The sequence below is a fragment of the Cytophagales bacterium genome (assembly GCA_019456305.1).
GTDB lineage: Bacteria > Bacteroidota > Bacteroidia > Cytophagales > VRUD01 > VRUD01.
This window is the reverse complement of record VRUD01000076.1, coordinates 1-20450: the sequence shown is the minus strand read 5'-3', so window position 1 is coordinate 20450 and position 20450 is coordinate 1. Positions and strand designations below refer to the sequence as shown.

Here is a 20450-nt window from a genome sequence, read left to right as displayed (position 1 = left end):
AATATGCAAAGCAAATTTAAAGACATACTACATTACCTTATTTCCTTTATTCCCTTTATTTCCCTTATTTCCTTCCTATTAATTATCTGTATTTACTCTTCCGAAAACGCCAGTAGTAACTTCCTGTAAGCATTAAACAATTTAGATTTAGAAACAAATCCTACATATTTTCCCTGATCAATTACGGGCAGGTTCCATGCACCTGTATCTTTAAATTTTTTCATAACAGCATCCATACTATCTTTAGAAGAAACATAAGTAGGCGGCATGGCCATAAGACTTTCCACATATACCTCGTCATAGAGTTCCGGTTTGAACATTATTTCCCGAATATCGTCTAACAGGACGATACCCAATAACATCTTATCTTTATCTATAACCGGGAAAATATTACGTTTTGATTTCGCAACTACTTTAACAATATCCCCTAATGAAGTCTCCGGGGCGATGGTTGTAAAGTCTTTTTCAACTTCGGTATTGAGCTTCATTAAAGTCAAAACAGCTTTATCCTTATGATGCGTGATCAATTCTCCTCTTTTTGCCAATTGCATCGTATATACCGAATGTGGATTAAAATACCTGGCGGTTATATAGGCGATAGTGCCGGTAATCATTAGGGGCATAAATAATTCGTATCCTCCTGTGATTTCGGCAATAAGGAATATTGCTGTTAATGGCGCGTGAAGCACACCGGCAATCATACCACACATCCCAACCAAAGTAAAATTTGTTTCTGACAGAGGAGGGAAGCCAAAAATATTAGTCAAGCCGAAAATATTAAACGATTTTGAAAATATAAATCCTGCTGTTGCACCCATAAACAAGGTTGGAGCAAAAATCCCTCCTATCCCTCCTGCCCCAAAAGTAATTGAGGTTGCTACCACTTTAAGCAGCAACATAACCGTTAGTAATACCAGGATGTAGTAATCATTAACACGGTACTTATAGACAATGCTGTTATTAAGAATGTCGGTATAATTGCCGGAAAGAAGATTATTGACAGTTGCATATCCCTCTCCATACAAAGGGGGTATTAAAAATACAATGGTACCGAGTATCAGCCCCCCGATAATTAACTTTCTATAGGGGTTTTCTGTTTTAGAAAATTTTTCCTCCACAAACCAAAACATTTTACTAAAATAAACAGAAACAAGTCCGGTAAGTATCCCAAGAAGAATAAAAAAAGGTACATCCGTTAGTATAAAAGGATCTTTAAGTGAAATGGAGAGTAATGTAAGATTTCCCATCAGCAACCATGTTGTAAGCGCTGCTGTGGCTGATGCAACAAGCAAAGGTATCAGCGAAGCCATCGTAAGGTCCAGCATAATTACTTCAAGTGCAAATACAATAGCAGCAACCGGTGCATTGAATATTCCACTCATAGCACCGGCAGCTCCGCATCCGAGAAGCAATGTTGTGGTTTTGTAATTTAATCTTAACAATTGCCCGATATACGAACCAAATGAGGCGCCTGTTGCTACAGTTGGCCCTTCCAGTCCGGCAGAACCGCCAAACCCAACTGTGAACGTGCTGGTGATGATTGAGGAAAATAAATTATGCCTTCTCATAATGCTGTTTTTCTTAGAAATGGCAAATAAGGTGGAAGGAATTCCATGACCGACACTTTGCCTGATCACAAACTTAATGATAAGTACAGTAATCAGGATTCCAATGATTGGATATATAAAATACAGGTAAAGGTGAAGGTCTTTGGAAAATCCGCTGGTTAACAGATGTTGAATAAAATGAACTGAATTTTTTATTATAATGGCGCCAAATCCGGAAGCAAGCCCCACTATCATGCTCAGGATAAGTACAAATTGCCTGTGTCCGATGTGCTTAACCCGCCAGATCAAAAACCGCCCCGGTAATGTTTGTCTTTTCATAAATGACTGCCACAGATTCACAGATTTTATAAGATAATTCTTTTAATCTGTGAATCTGTGGCTTTTATTTTCCTTTTCATAATTAATCCAATTTTTTTTTGGTAAAATTATGTGGATAAAATTAAGGATTTTTTATTAAGTAATTAAATTGTGATATTTTAATATTTATAACTCTATTTTCTTCATAATCAGCACCAAAGATAGTAATTTATTGTTATTTTTTAAGGTTATCCACAATTTTAATAATACCAGATTTAACATTAAGTAATTGATATTCAATAAGTTATATAATTTTTGAAAAAATGTTGAAAACTTTTCTAAATTGTTGATAACTTTTTACCTTTTTATTTTGCTTTTTAATTTTGACATTTAGACAACTATAAATAGCAGCTTTTTCAACCATTTTAAGTTGGTTTGCTGTTATTATTTTGTCATTTTGACAGGCATGATTTAAAATTTACGATTTTAGAATTTTTAACCACTAATTACACTAATTTCACTAATTATTAAAATCTGGCATTTTATTTTACATTAAATTAGTGTAATTCGTGTAATTAGTGGTTTTTTTTGTTTTAGGCGATTTTTTGATTTACAATTCTTTATTTTAAACTTATTTTGGACAAATCTATATTGTTAATAAAAAATAGTGCGTATATTTACACCGCAATATAAAATCAAATGACTATTTTTTTATTCCATTAACACATTATTTTCAAATGAAACAGCTAAACTTGATTATATCATTTTGTATTCTTCAATTTGCTCCCGGTTTTATCGGGATGCAATTTATTTTTGCACAGGATAGTTCTAATATGCAACTATTGTATCATTGGGAAGATACTACTCTTGTGGGTTCAATAGTTTTTAACAATGTCTATAATGAAATATGGGGTTATGCAAAGAACGGCAGAGAATACGCCATTATAGGATCAACGGCAGGTACGCATATTTTTGATGTTACCGATCCAAATAGTGTAGATACAATAGCGTTTATCCCGGGAGCAGCTCAAGGCGGGCAAATTATCCACCGGGATTATCATGATTATGCCGGGTATTTGTATATAGTCTCTGATGAAGGAGCCAGTACATTGCAAATAGCAGACCTGGGCTATTTACCCGATTCTGTTCCGTTAGTGTACGATTCTGATATTTTGATCAAAAATTCTCACAACATATTTATCGATACTGCAACGGCTAAATTATATGCTCTTGCTATGGATAATGGTGCTGGGTTCTTTAAAGCTATGGGGATTTTTTCTCTTGCTGATCCTGTAAATCCTACAATCTTACCTGCATTAATACTACAACCCGGTCAAGGTTGGCACGTGCATGATGCCTATGTTAAAAACGATACAGCATATTGTTCTAATGGAATGGCAGGCTTATTTATATTTGATTTGACCAATCCTGCTTCTCCACAATTGTTGGGATCACTGACTACCTATCCTGACCAGGATTATAACCATTCCGGTTGGCTTACGGGGGATGGTAATTATTACGTTTTTACTGATGAGGCTCCCGCAATGGATGTCAAGATCTACGATGTGTCTGATTTATCAAACATGGTCTATGTTTCGCAATTTAATTCCGGGGTAGATCCATTATCTATGGCTCATAATGTTATTATCAAGGGTAATTATGCCTATTGTTCTTATTACCACGATGGTTTGCAGATATTTGACATTTCTGATCCTTCCAATCCTGTAAATGTCGGATATTATGATACTTATACACCACCCGACCACGTTTCGTACAGGGGCGCCTGGGGTGTTTATCCTTATTTACCTTCAGGAAAAATTTTAATTTCTGATATGCAGTATGGTTTGTTTGTACTTGCACTATGTGGACCTGCTCCTTTGGTATATGGAGATACTATTTGTTATGGACAATCTACAACTATTACTGTTATAGGTGCAACAACGATCAATTGGTATAGTGGAATAAATGATACTACACCATTTTTTACAGGACTTTCTTATACCACTCCACCTATTTTTGCTGATACTACCTTTTATGTGGCAAATGCAGATTCAAGTTGTGAGAGTTTTAGAGTACCTGTAATAATTAAGGTTACCATAAACCCGACAATATCAATGATTGGATCAACAATGCTATGTGCCGGGGATTCCTTAATTCTTACTGCCAATATTGCTGACAGTTATCAATGGAACACAGGAGAAACAACACAATCTATCATTGTCACAGACTCCGGAAGTTATTATGTAGTGTTATTTGATTCTTCTTTAAATTGTGGTGTAACTTCTGATACTATCATCGTAAATGCATGCCTGACAGGTATTATGGAAAGTCCCCTGAACAATATTGTAAAAATATACCCCAACCCTTTTTCAAACAAATTAAATATTAAGTTAAAATACTCATTGAGCGCTTCAGCAGTAGACATTTATTTATATAATTATTTAGGAGTGGTTGTATATCAATTGAAAGAAGTAATTAATAAAGATTTAATCACTTTGGAATTGTATGATCTTCCTGTAGGCTTGTATAGTATTCGTATTACAGATGGAATTGATTATTATAGCTTAAAGATAATAAAATACAAGTTTTAACCTGGTATCTTCAATATCAACATGAAAAATAAGCAAATTCCTTTCGATAATCTAATAAAAAGGTGATTATGTCAAAAAAGTTTTAACTTTGAAAAATTATGCATTTTGCAACGTTAGTTTAAACTAAAGCCATATATCCATATCCATATGAACAAGAAGGATCATTCATATTTAGCTAAATTATCTGATTGGTACACCAGCCTTGAGAAGGACAATTTACTATTATTATTTAAAGGGGAATTTAACCAGGAATTTGTGAAAGCTGTTCTAACCCTTACACAGCAGAAGTTAGGCATAAAAGAAGGCAGCACAGTTACCACAAAAAGGATTATGGCTGTAATAATAGAATGCCTTCAAAACATATGTAAGCATGGCGTAAAAGATAAGGAGGATCTGGGATGGGCACAAGGGATCTTTTTGATCGGAAAAACTAAAAAAGAACACATTATTTCTACAGGAAATTATATTTTGAACTCAGAGGTGGATCCGTTAGAAATAATGTTGTCAAAGATAAACAGTTTAGACAAAGCAGCATTGAATGAAATGCACAAAGCAAAATTGACTAAGTCTGAATTGTCTGATAAAGGAGGCGCTGGTTTAGGCTTAATTACAATAGCAAAAAAGTCTCAGCGTAACATTGAATATCAGTTTGATAAAATTGATAAAAGACTCTCTTTTTTCACATTTGAAGTAAAGGTTTCAATATAAGCACGAATGACGAAGTACGAATGATCCCGAGCACTCGGGATAAATCGTACTTCGTGCTTCGTAATTCATAATTAAAAATGCGTGCTTTGATAATTGAAGAAAATTTAGACACACCTAAAATAATTTTAGACAGCAAAAAAAAATTATTTGAAATTTCCGGCAGATCTTATCCGGAAGACAGTCTGAATTTTTTTAAAGAAATTTTGAAATGGATTGATCAATATGCTGACAAACCAAATAAGAAGACAACATTTGTCTTTAAATTGGTTTATTTTAATTCTTCGTCATATAAATATTTTCTTGATATTCTTTACAGATTACAAAAGATAAAAAAGAAGGGATATACATTGGAAGTTTTATGGTATTACCGGGATGGCGATCTTGATATAAAAGAATCCGGAAAAGAGTTTAGTTTGTTGGTTAATATTCCTGTCAAAATAAAGAAAATGTAATGTATTTCAAAAAGCTTCCTTTTATATTTATTTCCCTTATTCTACAATTTTCAATCTTCAATTTTAATTCGGTAGCCCAAGTAGCCCGAAATTATTATTTTAAAAACTATTCCCTCCGGGATGGATTGCCGCAGTCACAGGTATATGTGATATTCCAGGATAGTAGAGGAAATTTGTGGTTTGGTACAAATAGTGGAGGTATATGCAGCTACGATGGCAGATCATTCATTACTTACACCAGTGATGAAGGACTTAGTGATAACACTGTAAACGCAATTGCAGAAGACAGAGAAGGTAACCTATGGCTTGGCACTTACCGGGGCGTAAGTGTCTTTGATGGCAGTAACTTTATTACGCTCAGAAATTTAGATGGACTGAATGGAAAAGAGATAAATGCAATATTTAAAGACAGTAATGATAATCTCTGGTTTGGAGCCAATGGAGGTTTGTACCTGCTCCCTCCCCCTGTCTTGCGTAACGCCTTGGTGAATAGGTTAATAACCCACGATAAATTAGAACAAGCTACCGTTAATACAATATTTGAGGATTCTCATCATTACGTGTGGTTAGGTACAGATAAGGGAATTTTTCGGTTGTCACAAGTACATGGGGCAGATTCAGGATTAAAAATTGTTGATCCCGAGTTCTCGGGAGAAATCCCGACTATAATCGGGGAAAATTTTACCGTTGAAGACGGGTTAGCCCACAATAGTACTGTTGCAATACTTGAAGATAAAAGTGGAAATTTATGGTTTGGAACTCAAATGGGGCTTTGCAAAATTGATAGTAAATATATGAATCCGGACAAAATTATTGCAGGTTCAGCCCAACATAAATCCGGATTTCAGATGGAAATTACTATTGAAAAATATTTATATGGTAAAGAGATAAAATCGTTGTTAGAAGATATTAAAGGAGATATTTGGATAGGTACGTTAGGCGCTGGAGTTTGGAAATACGATGGGTGGGATTTTTCTATTTTAACAATAAAGCAGGGAATATTCAGTGATGGTATTTGGTCAATTATTAATGACAGAGAAAATAATGTGTGGTTAGGGACTGATGGTGGCGGAGTGATCAAATGCATTGAAGCTAAATTTACAAGTATTACCCAAAGAGATGGTTTAAGCAGTAATATGGTTTTATCGATATTAGAAGATAGAAAAGGAAATTTATGGTTTGGCGCCCATAATGGTGTAAATAAAGTTGTTGAAAATGGCCATTCCGGCAAACTATTTAATAAAAAAACATTCTATTATTATAACCAATCAAATGGTTTTAGCAGTAAAGAAATATGGTCGGTTATTGAGGATAAAAGAGGAAATATCTGGTTTGCCAGTTATGGTGATGGAATTTTCAAACTCCCTCCCAAAAGCAATAAATTTCTAAATTATAATAAAAGTGATGGTTTAGTCAATAACGAGTTAAGAGTGCTTTATGAAGATAAAGCAGGCAATATTTGGGTTGGTACCAGGGGGGGGATTAGTAAAATTATGGTTACTAAGGATAAAGCTGTTGTCAAGATTGTCAACTATACTACCAAAGATGGTTTGTGTCATAATGCCATACTGGCTATTATTCAAGACCGGAAAGGAAACTTGTGGGTTGCCACATCCGGTGGAGGGGTGTGTAAATATGATGGGTTAACTTTTACAAATTATACCCAAAGTGAAGGCTTGGCCAATAATACTGTATTATCCCTGGCAGAAGATAATAAAGGGAATATCTGGTCAGCAACATACGGGGGTATTAGCAGACTTATTCCAGGGGATGGAAATAAAAATAAAGGGGAATTTTCAAATATCACAAAGGGAGAGGGTTTATCTTCCAATACCGTTTATATTATCAAATTAGATGATGAGGGTAATCTGCTGATTGGAACAAGCAAAGGGCTGGATAAATTAAATTTGTATGAATTCAATAAAACCGGAAAAATAATATTAAAACACTATGGTTACGATGAAGGGTTTTCTGGTATAGAATGTAACACAAATGCCTCATTTAAAGATAAAGAGGGGGATATATGGTTTGGTACTATAAAAGGAGCAATAAAATACAAACCAGTTCATGATATACCAAATCAAAAAAGACCCCAAACGCATATTGTCGGTTTACAATTATTTTTTGAGGTAGTAGATTGGAAAGCTAAATTCCAAAATACAAATATAAAATACGATAGTGTCTCTAAATGGTACACCTTGCCCCAAAACCTTGTGCTGCCGTATGATAAAAATCATCTCACTTTTGAGTTTATTGCTATTTCACTGAAAATACCTGAAAAGGTAAGGTATCAATGGAAGTTAGAAGGATTTGATCAGAAGTGGTCGCCTGTAACTTCAAAGTATGAAGCTACCTACTCTAATTTACCTCATGGTGAGTACACCTTCAAAGTGAAAGCGTGTAACAACGATGGCTTATGGAATAAAAACCCTGCTGAATTTAGCTTTTTAATAAACCCGCCATTCTGGAAAACCTGGTGGTTTTATACAATATGCTGTTTTGCCTTGATCGGTTCAGGATATGCATTTCTAAAAATAAGATTAAAAAACCTGGAGAAAGCTGAGAAGCTTCTCACTCAACAAGTACGGTTAAAGACAAAACAGCTTGCCGATGAAAGGGATAAGGTCAAAAAACAGCATGAGGAAATTGCCAGGAAAAACAAACGAATCATCAGTAATATCAGGTATGCCCAAAATATTCAGGAATCTATCCTGCCGGAGAGAGAGAAAATAACAGAAGTTATACCCGAGTCATTTATACTTTTTAAGCCAAAAGATATTGTAAGCGGTGATTTTTATTGGTATGCTGAAAAAAATAACAGGGTGGTAGTAGCTGCGGTTGATTGTATGGGACATGGTGTGCCGGGGGCATTTATGTCTATCATCGGTAATGAATTGTTAAATGATATTGTAATTAGAAAAAATATTCTTAAGCCTTCAATGATCCTGGAAAAACTGCACGAAGGAGTGGTATCGTCATTAACAAAAAACATCCACGATACTGAGCTGATAGATGGCATGGATATATCACTTTGTACAATAGATCCTGTGAAAAAGTTCCTTGAATTTTCAGGCGCCAGACAATCGTTAGTACTTATTAGAAATCGAAAAGTAGAATTAATAAAAGGAGACAATCTTCCAATTGGTTTTTTATATAAAAGCCAGAGAAATTTTAAATCTCATATAATTGATATTAAGAATAAAGATGCGGTTTATATTCTTACAGATGGGTACTACGATCAATTTGGCGGTAAAGACAATGATAAATTTATGTCTGCCAGGTTTTACGATCTATTGCTAGATATGCAAAAAAGCTCAATGGCAAGGCAGCAAGAAATCCTAAATAGCACAATTGAACAGTGGAAAGGCGATAATGAACAATTAGACGACATCCTGGTGATTGGGATGAGATTTTAATAAAGTAGGCAATTGATCCCGATATATCGGGAACAGTTGACAATTTCAACTAGCAATAGTTATAAATAATGAACAGCTACCGGGCCCTGGTTACTAGGTTCTGGGTTGTGTAAACAATTGCCACTTAGTTTTCCGATTACCCAGTACCCAGTGCCCAGAACCCAGTACCTTATATTTTGTTTTTAGACCTACAATTAATATAAAGCAATTTCATCCTGAGTATTTGGGATTACTAATATGATTAGAAATATCAGACTCAAATACATTATGCTTTCAACATTAGCTCTTCTAAAGTTGATCCGCCTCCCAAATCTTTTGATCATTATTCTTACGCAATATTTTACCCGTATATTTCTAATAGGACCTAGACAACAGTGGACAGATCATATTGCCGATATTGATCTGTTTCTTTTATCTTTATCTACTATATTGATCGCTTCAGCAGGCTATATTATAAATGATTATTATGATATAAAGATAGATACCATCAACAGGCCTAAACGTATAGTAGTGGGCAGAATTTTAAAACGCAGAACCGCTATGGGATTGCATATAGTTTTAAATGCTTTGGGTATTCTTATAGGTGTTTTTCTTTCTGTAAAAATAGCGGTCGTTAATATATTTGCCGGTTTTCTACTCTGGTTCTATTCTAATTATCTTAAACGTCTTCCTTTTATTGGCAATTTTATCGTTGCATTTTTGACAGTCCTGGTAATTGGAGTAATAGCTGTTTATTTCCGGCAAAATTCGGCTTTGATCTATGCTTTTGCTGTTTTTGCTTTTATTATCTCACTGATCCGCGAGGTCATAAAAGATATGGCAGATATGAAAGGCGATATTGCATTTGGCTGCAAAACATTACCGATCATCTGGGGGATACGCAGAACTAAGTATTTGCTTTATGGCCTGCTAGCCATTTTTATAACAGCACTATTTTCATTTATTATCCTTTCATCATCCATCAACCATCAACCATCGTCCATCTCCCATCTACATGTCTTGTTCCTTATTATAATACTTTTTTTGAGCTCTTGGTTTATAATAAAATTAGTAAGGGCAGATACTCAAAAAAAATACAATTATTTAAGCGCTGTTTGCAAGTTTATTATGCTGTGTGGGATTATTGGGATGGCGGTGATCAGCGTATAGTGCATTTTAAAAATATTTTATCAACTGATCCTGCTCCAATTCACGGTATTCTTTTTTAGGGAGGAAATATGTTTTTGAATGTTGTGGTTTTCTGGATTTTGTAAAGATGGGTCTTTTACAAGCAAATATTGAGCTGCCTGTCTTGCAGTTTGCAATATGGCAGCGTCCTGAGCAAGGTCTGCGATCAACAGGTCCAGCACACCGCTTTGCTGTGTTCCCATAAGATTACCAGGCCCTCTGAGCTTGAGGTCGATGTCAGCAATTTCAAAGCCGTTATTGGTACGTACCATGGTTTCTATTCTTGTTCGGCTTTCGCTGCTTAATTTATAACCGGTCATAAGAATACAGTATGATTGATCTGCTCCTCTGCCAACCCTTCCTCTTAGCTGATGGAGTGTGCTCAATCCAAACCGCTCCGCACTTTCTATTATCATTACAGAGGCATTGGGTATGTCCACGCCTACTTCAATCACTGTAGTAGCTACCATTATCTTAGTTTCCCCTTTAACAAATCGCTGCATCTCAAACTCTTTATCTTTAGGATTCATTCTACCATGCACCATACTTACATGATACTCCGGAAATGCCTGGCGGATACTCTCATAACCATCTATCAGGTCTTTATAATCCATTTTTTCAGACTCTTCTATTAAAGGATAAACGATATATGCCTGCCTGCCTTTTTTGATCTGTTCTTTCAAAAACCCGAATACTCTTAACCTGCTTTTATCATATCGGTGAACTGTGGTAACAGGTTTTCTTCCGGGCGGCATCTCATCTATCACTGAAGTATCAAGGTCGCCATATAATGTCATGGCAAGGGTTCGGGGAATAGGCGTAGCAGTCATCACCAGGATATGTGGATATACTTTGCCACTGCCACTGCTACTACTACTTTTTTCCCAAAGCCGGGCTCTTTGAGCAACTCCAAACCGGTGCTGCTCATCAATAATGCAGAAGCCAAGGTTTTTAAACTGTACCTGTTCTTCTAACAATGCGTGTGTGCCTACAATAATATTAAGGTCTCCGGAACTCAGTTGTTCAAATAATATCTTGCGTTCACTTTTTTTGGTTGATCCGGTGAGTTTTCCAATATTCAACCCTAATTTATCAGCATATTTTTTCAGAACGTTATAATGCTGTTCAGCAAGTATCTCGGTAGGAGCCATCAGGCAGCTCTGGGCATTATTATCTATAGCTGTCAATGATGCAATAAAGGCAACGATCGTCTTACCGCTTCCTACATCTCCCTGCAAAAGCCTGTTCATTTGCCTGCCCGATGACATATCAGTATAGATCTCTTTGATCACTTTTTTTTGAGCATTGGTAAGCTGAAATGGAAGGTGATGGTGATAAAAATCGTTAAGGGTAGGTACGTGTTTAAAGATTTGACCACTAAGCTCTGCTTTTCTTTTTCTTTTATTCATTAAAAGCCCGAGCTGAATATAAAATAATTCTTCAAACTTCAGTCTGAATCCTGCCTTTTTGAGCAGGTCATGATCTTTCGGGAAGTGTATGTTTGATAAAGCATCTTTTTTGGATATGAGGCTGAAGCTGTTGATGATATGTTCAGTTAATGTTTCCCTGATCTGTGGTTTGGCAAGTTCAATCAATCTTTCCTGGAGCTTTGCAATTGCCTTTGAGCCGAGAAACCGGGAGCTTAACCGTTCTGTGGTGTGATAGACCGGTTGTATGTATCCGCTTTTTTCGTTGCTTTCGAAAAGCTCATATTCAGGATGTGCAATGTTTATTTTATTATTATACAAGGTAGGCTTACCAAAAATGACATATTCTACATTGGGTTTGAGATTGATCCATTGCAAACCCCGAAACCAGACCAGCTCTATTTCACCGGTATCATCAAAGAAATTAGCCACCAGTCGTTTTTGTTTCCTCTGCCCAATTGTGTTCAAATACCGGATCTTACCCTTTATCTGTAGAAGCGGCATTGAATCAGCAAGTGATCTTATCTGTTGGGTAACCTCAGAGATCTTATAAAATTCAGTACGGTCTTCGTACCGGAACGGATAAAATTGGATAAGGTCGGCAAAGGTGAAAATTTTCAACTCCTTATTTAACAAGGCAGCTTTGTGAGGGCCTACACCCTTGAGGAATTCTATTTTGGTGTCGAAAAAATTGGTCAATTTGTTTAGTACTTCGTTTTTAGTTATTAGTTTTAGGGCATCTCTAAAAACTACATATTTTTTAAAACACACCCCTTGCCCCTCTTGATAGAGGGGAATATATGGTGTAGTTTTTAGAGATGCCCTTTAGTTTTTTAGTTTAATGGTTATGGCAAAACGAAAAAACAAGTAACTAAAACTAAAAACTATCAAACTAATAACTATTGAATTTTAATGTATTGATCAAATGCATAACATCAACTTTCATATAATCAATAACCGGAGCAAGAGAATCATTTTTAACGGCAGTATGAAAATACAAAGCGCCTCTTAAAAAATGTGTGATAGTGTCGGTTGCATAAAATTGAAACTGGCTGGGAACCTCTCCGCTCAATTCAAAAATGATGACATTCATACCTGCCGGGGTTTTAATAAGCGTTTCTTCTATGGAATATGCTTTTACCTGGTGTTTGGCAGTAAGTTTATGAGCATCATCAATAAGTTCGGCAAATGCCTTCATATCGTTATGTAAGGGTTCATAGGTTAGATGGATAACAGCTTTGAAATCAGTATAATGAATTTCAATCCAGTGAGGCTGTGCCAGCCATGAAGTATCCTGGAGAATTTTGGCATAACTGCCATATTCAAATATATATGGATGAACTTCTTTGAGGATTTGATATTTATGATCGGGCAGGTCTATACGATTGTAGCCTTTGGGTTTGGGCACGTAATCGCTCGTACAACTGATCAAACACAGATTTATAAAGATTACACAGTCAAACATTCTACTTTTCACCTTTATCTTCATTAATCTGTACCCTGACCTTCTTGATCCTCTTCGTATCCACAGATTCAATTTCAAAATGGTATTTATCAAAGTTTATCGTATCGCCTTCTTTTGGCAGTTTAGAAAAAAGTTCTAAAAGCAAACCTCCAAGTGACTCATTTTCGCCTTTCACCTTTTCAAAGACAATTATTCGTTCATCAACTATTCTGCAAAAATCGTTTAAAGAAGTTTTTCCCTCAAAAATAAAGGTATTGTTATCAAGTTTGGTATACAGTTGGTCCTCCTGGTCAAACTCATCATGTATTTCCCCCACAATTTCTTCTATAATATCTTCAAGGGTGATCAAACCGGAAGTACCCCCATATTCATCCACCACGATAGCTATATGCACGTGTTTGTCCTGGAAATCTTTGAGCAGGTCATCAATTTTTTTACTTTCAGGAATAAAATATGGTTTTCTCAATAATTTCTGCCATTCAAAATCATTATTCTGATCAATATAAGGGAGCAGGTCCTTTACATAAAGCATACCTTCAATATTATCAATGGTATCTCTATAAACGGGGATACGCGAATATACACATTTATTGATGTCATTCATCAATTGGTCAAAGCTGCTTTCAATATCAAATGCAGTAATATCAATCCTTGAACAAACAATTTGCTTTACAGATATATTACCAAAGTTTACGATACCTTTTAGTATTTCTCTTTCTTCTTGCGTAGAATTTTTGTCGATGGTAATTTCTATTGCCTGGTGTAACCTGTCTGCTGAGATCTCATATCCTTTTTTCTCAATTCTTTTTTCAACTAGATTGCTTAAAGCGATCAGGAGCCGGGAAATTGGCCAGAATACATAATTTGCTATAAATAATAAATTGGTTGTTTTTTTTGCAAAGCTTAAGTTATACTTGAAAGCATATACTTTTGGAGTAACCTCACCAAAGAATACGATCAAAAATGTTACAATAAAAGTTAAAGCAACTATCAGGCTGCCGGTAGTAGATTTTGTGCCTGCCCAATGCCAGGTAATATAAGTAGAAAGGGTTACTATTGCTATATTAAAGAGGTTATTTAGTATAAGGATGGTAGCTAACAAGCGCCTGGGAGCATCCAGCAAACCGGCAAGATTTCTTTCTCTCCTGATGCTGCTTCTTTTACATTTTAATATTTCTTCTCTGGAAAGAGAAAAAAAAGCTACTTCAGACCCTGAAACCAGCGCTGACAATAGCAATAGAGTCAGAAGAATAAATATATTAAGGATATAAAAAAACAATGAAGACCCTGTTATTTCAGTCCACATTAATAAGATATAGTATACTAAAGGGCCACTATCTAAACCACTGTCCAATACTATAAAAGGTTGGTTAAACCCTGTTAGATAATACAAAGTTTAAAATAATATTTATTAAAAAGAATAAATATCTAACGGGGTATACACAAAGTTAATCCTGTTGAACAGAAAAATTCCCGTGAAATAATCCCGAGTACCCGGGATCACACGGTAAAAATTCTGGAGCCCCCCCTAAATCCTTTCCGAGTACTCGGGGGGAGTTAGAGGGGGGCTGATACCGGGATTAAAAAGGGAGCTCGTTAATTTCCTTGTCGTTTTTGATATTATCAGGAGCAGGTTCGGCAACTTTATCACCTTCCCCGGCAGCGCTTTCGCCCGTTTCACCGGCTTGACTGGTATCTTCAACAGGAGTACCTGACATTTCACCACCTTTAGGGCTCAACATAGTCATATTGTCTCCCTGGATTTCGGTAAAATATTTTGTTACCCCATCCTTCTCATAGCTTCTCGTCCTGATCCTGCCTTCTATATATACCTTGTCTCCTTTTTTAAGGTATTTTTCGGCAATATCTGCTAAGCCTCTCCACAAAACAATATTGTGCCATTCTGTTTTATCCACTCTTTCCCCTGTTGTCTTATCTTTCCAGGATTCAGATGTAGCCATAGAAAATTTAGCGACTTTCCTGTCGTTTTCAATTACTCTTACTTCAGGATCTTTACCAAGATTCCCGATTAAAATAGCTTTGTTTACTCCGCTCATGATGTTAAAAGTTTAAGATTTTAAAAAATTAAATTCCAGTCGCAAAGGTAATAAGAATTTTACAATTAAAAAATAGTAATAATTTTTTTACAAAAATATGAAACTTTCATCAATTAAAAAAAATAATCCTGCAAAAAATTATTTATCAAAACCGGCTTGGGCAATTGTTTTATTTTATCTATATCATAGGCATTCAGCCCAAACGATTTTGTTAATTTATCAAATTGTGTGCTCCCGAAAACTTGGGGACAGGCAGGTGATACACCTGACACCACCTGAAAACCGGGTTGTATGATCCAAAATTTGGCATAGATCGTTTGATGTGTTAAAATATGTTTGTATATTTTTGATTCATGCAACTGTTTTGAATTAAGTTGTTTTATCAATGTATTATTTTTAAGATCATCTAATTGTACTAAATGGTCTTCTTCTATGAGAAAAAAATCATATAAGCCTTTCCAGATATCATTTTGAGTTCGCTCTCTCATAAGAATTTGTCTGTTATCTGAAGTATCCCGATACGGTTTACCCAGTGGGATATCAATCACATTCAACTGGGGCCGTACCTTCTTACCTGCCCCGCTTGTAGCAGTGCAATCGGTGACAAATTCGAGGCGTGACAGGCCTGCCACCACTACAAAATAATGAAAATACCGCGAGCGTTTTTTTACTTTGTTTATTCTTACCGGTAAAGCGCCCTGTTTATTTAAAAGGTTAGCTATACAATCTTTGCTGAAAGGGCAGGTTTCACACTTTGGGGCTGCGGGTGTACAGTGTAATGCCCCAAACTCCATAATTGCCTGGTTAAATAGATAGGAATCCTTCTGAGGCAATAATTCGTTTGCCAGCTTGTTAAATTCCACCATTCCTTTATTCGTTGCAATATCAGTTTCAATTCCAAAAATCCTTGCCAAAACTCTCAGGACGTTTCCATCCAAAACTGCTACGTTTTCTCCAAAAGCAAAGGAAGCGATGGCTGCTGCAGTATATTTACCTACTCCTTTCAATTCTAACAAATCCTTATAATTTCCTGGGAATTTGCCCCCGTAATTCCGGACTATGTTATTTGCAGTATGATGTAAATTCCTGGCTCTTGTGTAATAACCCAGGCCCTGCCATAGCCTAAGCACTTCTGAAATGTCCGCATTAGCCAGATCATGGATTGTGGGATATTGCTCTATAAATTTCAGATAATAAGGAAGTCCCTGGTCAACCCGGGTTTGTTGTAAAATAATTTCAGACAACCAGATGTGGTACGGATTGCGTGTATGCCTCCAGGGTAGATCACGTGCTTCCTGCCGATACCATGAAATTAGTAATGATGAGAATTTTTTTTTATTCATACCGCAAGATTTATACATTTTTTATTAACTTTGCCCCATGACAAAATCAGACTTAATATCAGAAATCGCATTGCAAACCGGAATTGACCAAAGTGATGTAGAAGCTTCCGTTGACGCATTCACGATAATTGTCAAGGATTCAATGGCAAATGGGAAAAACATTTATATCAGAGGATTTGGTAGTTTCATCAATAGAAAAAGAGCCAAAAAAGTCGCCAGAAATATCTCCAAAAATACAGCTATAATAATTGATGAACACTATATCCCTTTTTTCAAGCCTTCAAAAAAATTTGTTGAGCTAATCAAAGAGAGTAAAAAAGTTATTAAAACGAATAGTTAGTAAGAGTATAATGCTAATATACGAATTTATACTAATAATACTAATGAAAAACGGCACATACCTCTTAATTCGTATCATTAGTATTCATTCGTATATTAGCATTTTTTATTAGTATCATATGACCAGATCTCAAATTATCATTACTATCGTTGCCTTAATCGTTGTGATTTTGATATTCCGTCTTCCCAAAGTTATTATAAATGAGGATGAAAAGCAGTTATCTGAACAAAAAAATGACCAGGGACGAGATCACCCTGCACCTGAATTAAGTGCACGGGGAAATAAAAAATTATCAGATGAGGTATTAGAAAAAATAAATAATTTAAGGATAAAATTTTATTATGCGACAGATGTAAAAAAAAAGGTTACTTTTGCAGAATCGTTAGGTAACACCTTTTATAGTTTTAATTGGTTGGACAGCGCTGCTAAATATTACGAAAACGTTTTAGAGTTAAACCCTGATAATCTTGATATAAAAGCTAAACTGGCGATGACATATATTACTACTGAAACACCTATGAAAGGGGTAATGCTTCTGAGAGAAGTCATTTCTGTCAATCCCAATCATCAGGAAGCATTGTATAATTTAGGTACCTTATCTATTCAATCGGGTCAATACAAAAAAGCGGTTGATAGATTTGAGAAATTAACTAAAATAAACCCGGAAAATGCGGATGCACAGTTTTATTTAGGGGTCAGTTATATGGAATTAGGAGAAAAACAAAAAGCCATTTCTGCATTTCATAATGTTAAACAATTAAAGGTTGATTCAATAATTAATACAATAGTTGATAATTACTTGAGTGAATTGCAATAATTAGTATTCAATAATCAATAATCAATAGTCAATAGTCAATAATCAATAATCAATAATCAATAATCAACTAAGATGCCTTGCGGTAGAAAAAGGAAAAAACATAAGATAAACACACACAAAAGGAAGAAGCGCTTAAGAAAAAACAGGCATAAAAAGAAATAGACCCTTTGGATTACGTCTTCCTGCCCGTCTTTGTAGAGACGTTGCATGCAACGTCTCTACAAAGACGGGCAGGAAGACAGGGATTTTGGATTTTTCCTTGACCTTCATCCATTCTGCGTTTCTTCGATTCTGTTTCTTTTGCGAAAGGCGGTGTGTATTACTACTAAGTTAAAACTGCTATCTTTGAATAAAATATACCACAAGGTTGTGAGCTTATTGATGCAAAATTTAAAAATTGGACAACGAATTAGTAATAAGTACCTCAGAAAAGGGATCGAGAATTGCCCTTTTAGAAGATAGAAAGCTCACTGAGTTCTATTTTGACGAAAGTGGAAGTAACTTTGTAGTTGGTGATACCTACTTTGGCGTAGTTAAAAAAGTAGTTCCCAGCCTGAATGCTGCCTTTATAGATATTGGTTACGATAAAAATGCTTTCCTGCATTACCGTGACCTGGGATTACAATTCAACAGCCTGAAAACCTTTGTCAGAACTGCTCAGACCAGAAAGAACGCCACTCCCAAACTAACTGATTTTAACCTTGAAAAAGACATTTACAAGTTTGGCAAGATTTCAGACGTACTAAGTAAAAATCAGAATGTTCTTGTACAAATCGTTAAAGAATCTATTTCTACAAAGGGCCCCAGAATTTCATGCGATTTGTCCTTTCCCGGTAGATATCTCGTTCTTGTTCCATTTTCAAATGTTATAAATATTTCGAAAAGGGTCACTAATAATGCTGAACGTCAGCGATTAGGCAGGTTGGTGAAATCTATCAAACCAAATAATTTTGGTGTGATCGTACGTACGGTTGCTGAAGGAAAAGAAGTAGCAGAGCTGGTAAAAGATCTGGACGGACTTGTAAAAAAGTGGAAAGAAGGTATTGTAACTTTAACAAATGCCGTAACCGGAACTAAAATAATAGGTGAAATTGGTCGTACTTCCACTATTTTAAGAGATCTGCTCAATGAAAGTTTTGACAGCATTACAATTGATAGTAAGGAATTGTATGATGAGATAAAATTGTATGTACGAACCATCGCTCCGGAAAAAGAGAAAATAGTAAAATTATACAATAGCAAACTCAAGATCTTTGAAACGTTTGGTATAGAAAAACAATTAAAATCCCTATTTGGGAAGACTGTAAATGTTAAGGGAGGGGGATATATCGTTATTGAACATACCGAAGCGCTGCATGTAATTGATGTAAACAGCGGAATAAGTTCTGATACCTCATTAGACCAGGAAACCCGGGCTTTAAATGTTAATCTTAGCGCTGCTGCTGAAATTGCCCGGCAATTGCGACTCAGGGATATGGGAGGTATTATAGTGATCGACTTTATAGATCTAAAAATATTAGAGAACAAAAAAAAGCTCTTTGAAAAGATGAGAGAAGAAATGAAAGATGACAGAGCTAAACACTTTATATTACCCCCTTCTAAGTTTGGCTTAATACAGATAACACGTCAAAGAGTTCGCCCTGAGCTAAATATTGCTACAAAAGAAACCTGTCCTACCTGTAATGGAAGTGGAACAATTGCTGCCAGTATTCTTGTTTCTGATCAAATTAACCAGCATTTAGATATTATCATCAGCAGACAAAATGAAAAAAACATAACCATTACAATGCACCCTTACATAGCAGCTTACTTTTCCAAAGGGTTTATATCAAAACAGGTAGTATGGTATCTTAAATATTTCAGATGGATCAAGATAATGCAAGATACTTCTTTAGGGATCACAGAGTTTGGATTTTGGAACAAACAAGGAGAGGAAATAGAGGTTAACCAGTCCACTGTCGCTGAGCCGGCTTAAGCCGGGTTATGTTGAGACACGGTGCGCAGAGACGTCCAAATTGGGCGTCTCTGCGCACCGTGTCTGTACTTTTCATTCAATTTTAATTAGTTTGATGGATGAAACCACGAATTACACGAATTACACAAATTAAATTAGTGTAATTCGTGTAATTAGTGGTTTCATTTTATTGCCACTGATTTCACTGATTTAAAAAATCCCCGCCTGCCATGCTAAAGCCTTGCAGATGGCGGGCAGGCGTGCAATCAGTGGCTAAAAAAATATTACCTGAGTAGTTACTCCCAGATGAAAAACTTCCTTTACATATTTCTTCTCTTAATTTACCCCGCACATAAAGTTCTATTATCAAAGTTCCTGACATCGGATTTCGCCTTTCGAATTTCGAATTTCGGATTTCGAATTTCGGATTTAAGATTTCGGATTATCGTTTTATATGTTGCAATTTTTTTACCCTATTTATGTGCAGGGCAAAGCGCCAAGCCCGACAGTTTAAAACAAGCGCTGAATACGGCAAAAGAGGACACCACCCGCATCAAACTCCTCAACGCCCTCGGCTGGGAGCTCATGTACCAAAACCCCGACACCTCAATTTTGCTCAGCAATCAGGCGCTTGAAATATTAAGTTCCAAATTCCAAGTCACAAGTTCCAAATTCAAAGGGGAAAACTTGGGGCTTGATGTTTGGGACTTGAAACTTGGGGCTTTGCTTGTCACCTCCCACAACAACCTCGGTGTTTACTACGACCTCAAAGGCGACTACCCACGATCCCTGTCCCACCACTTCAAAGCCCTTGAAATTGGCGAAGCCATCCTGAGCGAAGCGAAGGA

Annotated in this window: 15 protein-coding genes; 9 read left to right on the top strand and 6 right to left on the bottom strand. The window is 35.9% G+C overall.

Features of this window, described 5'->3' with window-relative positions:
• Positions 1-92 precede the first annotated feature (92 nt).
• Complete coding sequence (locus FVQ77_14290; protein ID MBW8051478.1) at positions 93-1886, bottom strand: chloride channel protein; 1794 nt, start codon at positions 1884-1886, stop codon at positions 93-95.
• Between the two features lie 716 nt (positions 1887-2602).
• On the opposite strand from FVQ77_14290, the gene FVQ77_14285 reads away from it, so the two are divergent.
• From FVQ77_14285 to FVQ77_14265, 5 genes are all read left to right on the top strand, one after another.
• The gene (locus FVQ77_14285) at positions 2603-4456 is read left to right on the top strand and encodes a choice-of-anchor B family protein (protein MBW8051477.1); all 1854 of its coding nucleotides are present in this window, start codon (positions 2603-2605) and stop codon (positions 4454-4456) included.
• 147 nt (positions 4457-4603) lie between these two features.
• Positions 4604-5164 carry a hypothetical protein gene (locus FVQ77_14280; GenBank protein MBW8051476.1) on the top strand — a complete coding sequence of 187 codons (561 nt, stop codon included), beginning with the start codon at positions 4604-4606 and terminating at the stop codon, positions 5162-5164.
• A gap of 77 nt (positions 5165-5241) precedes the next feature.
• Entirely contained in the window at positions 5242-5616 is a 375-nt protein-coding gene (locus tag FVQ77_14275) for a DUF1987 domain-containing protein (GenBank protein ID MBW8051475.1), read from the top strand.
• The gene (locus FVQ77_14270) at positions 5616-9032 is read left to right on the top strand and encodes a SpoIIE family protein phosphatase (protein ID MBW8051474.1); all 3417 of its coding nucleotides are present in this window, start codon (positions 5616-5618) and stop codon (positions 9030-9032) included. Before FVQ77_14275 ends, FVQ77_14270 begins: the two co-directional genes overlap by 1 nt.
• Positions 9033-9269: 237 nt before the next feature.
• Positions 9270-10181 (top strand): prenyltransferase, encoded by a 912-nt coding sequence (locus FVQ77_14265; GenBank protein ID MBW8051473.1) that lies wholly within the window; start codon positions 9270-9272, stop codon positions 10179-10181.
• Between the two features lie 20 nt (positions 10182-10201).
• Here FVQ77_14265 and recG read toward each other — a convergent pair whose 3' ends face one another.
• The 5 genes from recG to mutY all read right to left on the bottom strand — a co-directional run bounded on the left by recG (position 10202) and on the right by mutY (position 16491).
• Positions 10202-12325, bottom strand: coding sequence for an ATP-dependent DNA helicase RecG (gene recG, locus FVQ77_14260; GenBank protein ID MBW8051472.1), 2124 nt, complete (start codon positions 12323-12325; stop codon positions 10202-10204).
• A 193-nt stretch (positions 12326-12518) separates the two neighbouring features.
• Entirely contained in the window at positions 12519-13091 is a 573-nt protein-coding gene (gldD, locus tag FVQ77_14255; protein ID MBW8051471.1) for a gliding motility lipoprotein GldD, read from the bottom strand.
• Between the two features lies 1 nt (position 13092).
• Entirely contained in the window at positions 13093-14397 is a 1305-nt protein-coding gene (gene gldE / locus FVQ77_14250) for a gliding motility-associated protein GldE (protein MBW8051470.1), read from the bottom strand.
• Between the two features lie 274 nt (positions 14398-14671).
• On the bottom strand, positions 14672-15148 hold the full coding sequence (ssb, locus tag FVQ77_14245) for a single-stranded DNA-binding protein (protein ID MBW8051469.1): 477 nt from the start codon (positions 15146-15148) through the stop codon (positions 14672-14674).
• Between the two features lie 113 nt (positions 15149-15261).
• Positions 15262-16491, bottom strand: coding sequence for an A/G-specific adenine glycosylase (mutY, locus tag FVQ77_14240; protein ID MBW8051468.1), 1230 nt, complete (start codon positions 16489-16491; stop codon positions 15262-15264).
• Between the two features lie 37 nt (positions 16492-16528).
• Between mutY and FVQ77_14235 the strand changes: the two genes are divergently transcribed.
• The 4 genes from FVQ77_14235 to FVQ77_14220 form a co-directional block, all read left to right on the top strand.
• Positions 16529-16831, top strand: a complete 303-nt coding sequence (locus FVQ77_14235; GenBank protein ID MBW8051467.1) for an integration host factor subunit beta — start codon at positions 16529-16531, stop codon at positions 16829-16831.
• Positions 16832-16949: 118 nt separating this feature from the next.
• Positions 16950-17648, top strand: a complete 699-nt coding sequence (locus FVQ77_14230) for a tetratricopeptide repeat protein (protein MBW8051466.1) — start codon at positions 16950-16952, stop codon at positions 17646-17648.
• A 397-nt stretch (positions 17649-18045) separates the two neighbouring features.
• Complete coding sequence (locus tag FVQ77_14225; GenBank protein ID MBW8051465.1) at positions 18046-19623, top strand: Rne/Rng family ribonuclease; 1578 nt, start codon at positions 18046-18048, stop codon at positions 19621-19623.
• Positions 19624-19908: 285 nt separating this feature from the next.
• Positions 19909-20450 (top strand): hypothetical protein (locus tag FVQ77_14220; protein MBW8051464.1); only part of this gene is annotated, 542 nt, incomplete at its 3' end.

What these genes read in the sequence shown, in the direction of transcription:
- FVQ77_14280 (MBW8051476.1), top strand. Translation starts at nt 4,604, where the DNA reads ATGAACAAGAAGGATCATTCATATTTAGCTAAATTATCTGATTGGTAC.
- FVQ77_14265 (MBW8051473.1), top strand. Translation starts at nt 9,270, where the DNA reads ATGATTAGAAATATCAGACTCAAATACATTATGCTTTCAACATTAGCT.
- mutY (MBW8051468.1), bottom strand. Translation starts at nt 16,491, where the DNA reads ATGAATAAAAAAAAATTCTCATCATTACTAATTTCATGGTATCGGCAG.
- FVQ77_14275 (MBW8051475.1), top strand. Translation starts at nt 5,242, where the DNA reads ATGCGTGCTTTGATAATTGAAGAAAATTTAGACACACCTAAAATAATT.
- FVQ77_14270 (MBW8051474.1), top strand. Translation starts at nt 5,616, where the DNA reads ATGTATTTCAAAAAGCTTCCTTTTATATTTATTTCCCTTATTCTACAA.
- FVQ77_14235 (MBW8051467.1), top strand. Translation starts at nt 16,529, where the DNA reads ATGACAAAATCAGACTTAATATCAGAAATCGCATTGCAAACCGGAATT.
- gldD (MBW8051471.1), bottom strand. Translation starts at nt 13,091, where the DNA reads ATGTTTGACTGTGTAATCTTTATAAATCTGTGTTTGATCAGTTGTACG.
- gldE (MBW8051470.1), bottom strand. Translation starts at nt 14,397, where the DNA reads ATGTGGACTGAAATAACAGGGTCTTCATTGTTTTTTTATATCCTTAAT.
- FVQ77_14290 (MBW8051478.1), bottom strand. Translation starts at nt 1,886, where the DNA reads ATGAAAAGACAAACATTACCGGGGCGGTTTTTGATCTGGCGGGTTAAG.
- FVQ77_14230 (MBW8051466.1), top strand. Translation starts at nt 16,950, where the DNA reads ATGACCAGATCTCAAATTATCATTACTATCGTTGCCTTAATCGTTGTG.
- ssb (MBW8051469.1), bottom strand. Translation starts at nt 15,148, where the DNA reads ATGAGCGGAGTAAACAAAGCTATTTTAATCGGGAATCTTGGTAAAGAT.
- FVQ77_14285 (MBW8051477.1), top strand. Translation starts at nt 2,603, where the DNA reads ATGAAACAGCTAAACTTGATTATATCATTTTGTATTCTTCAATTTGCT.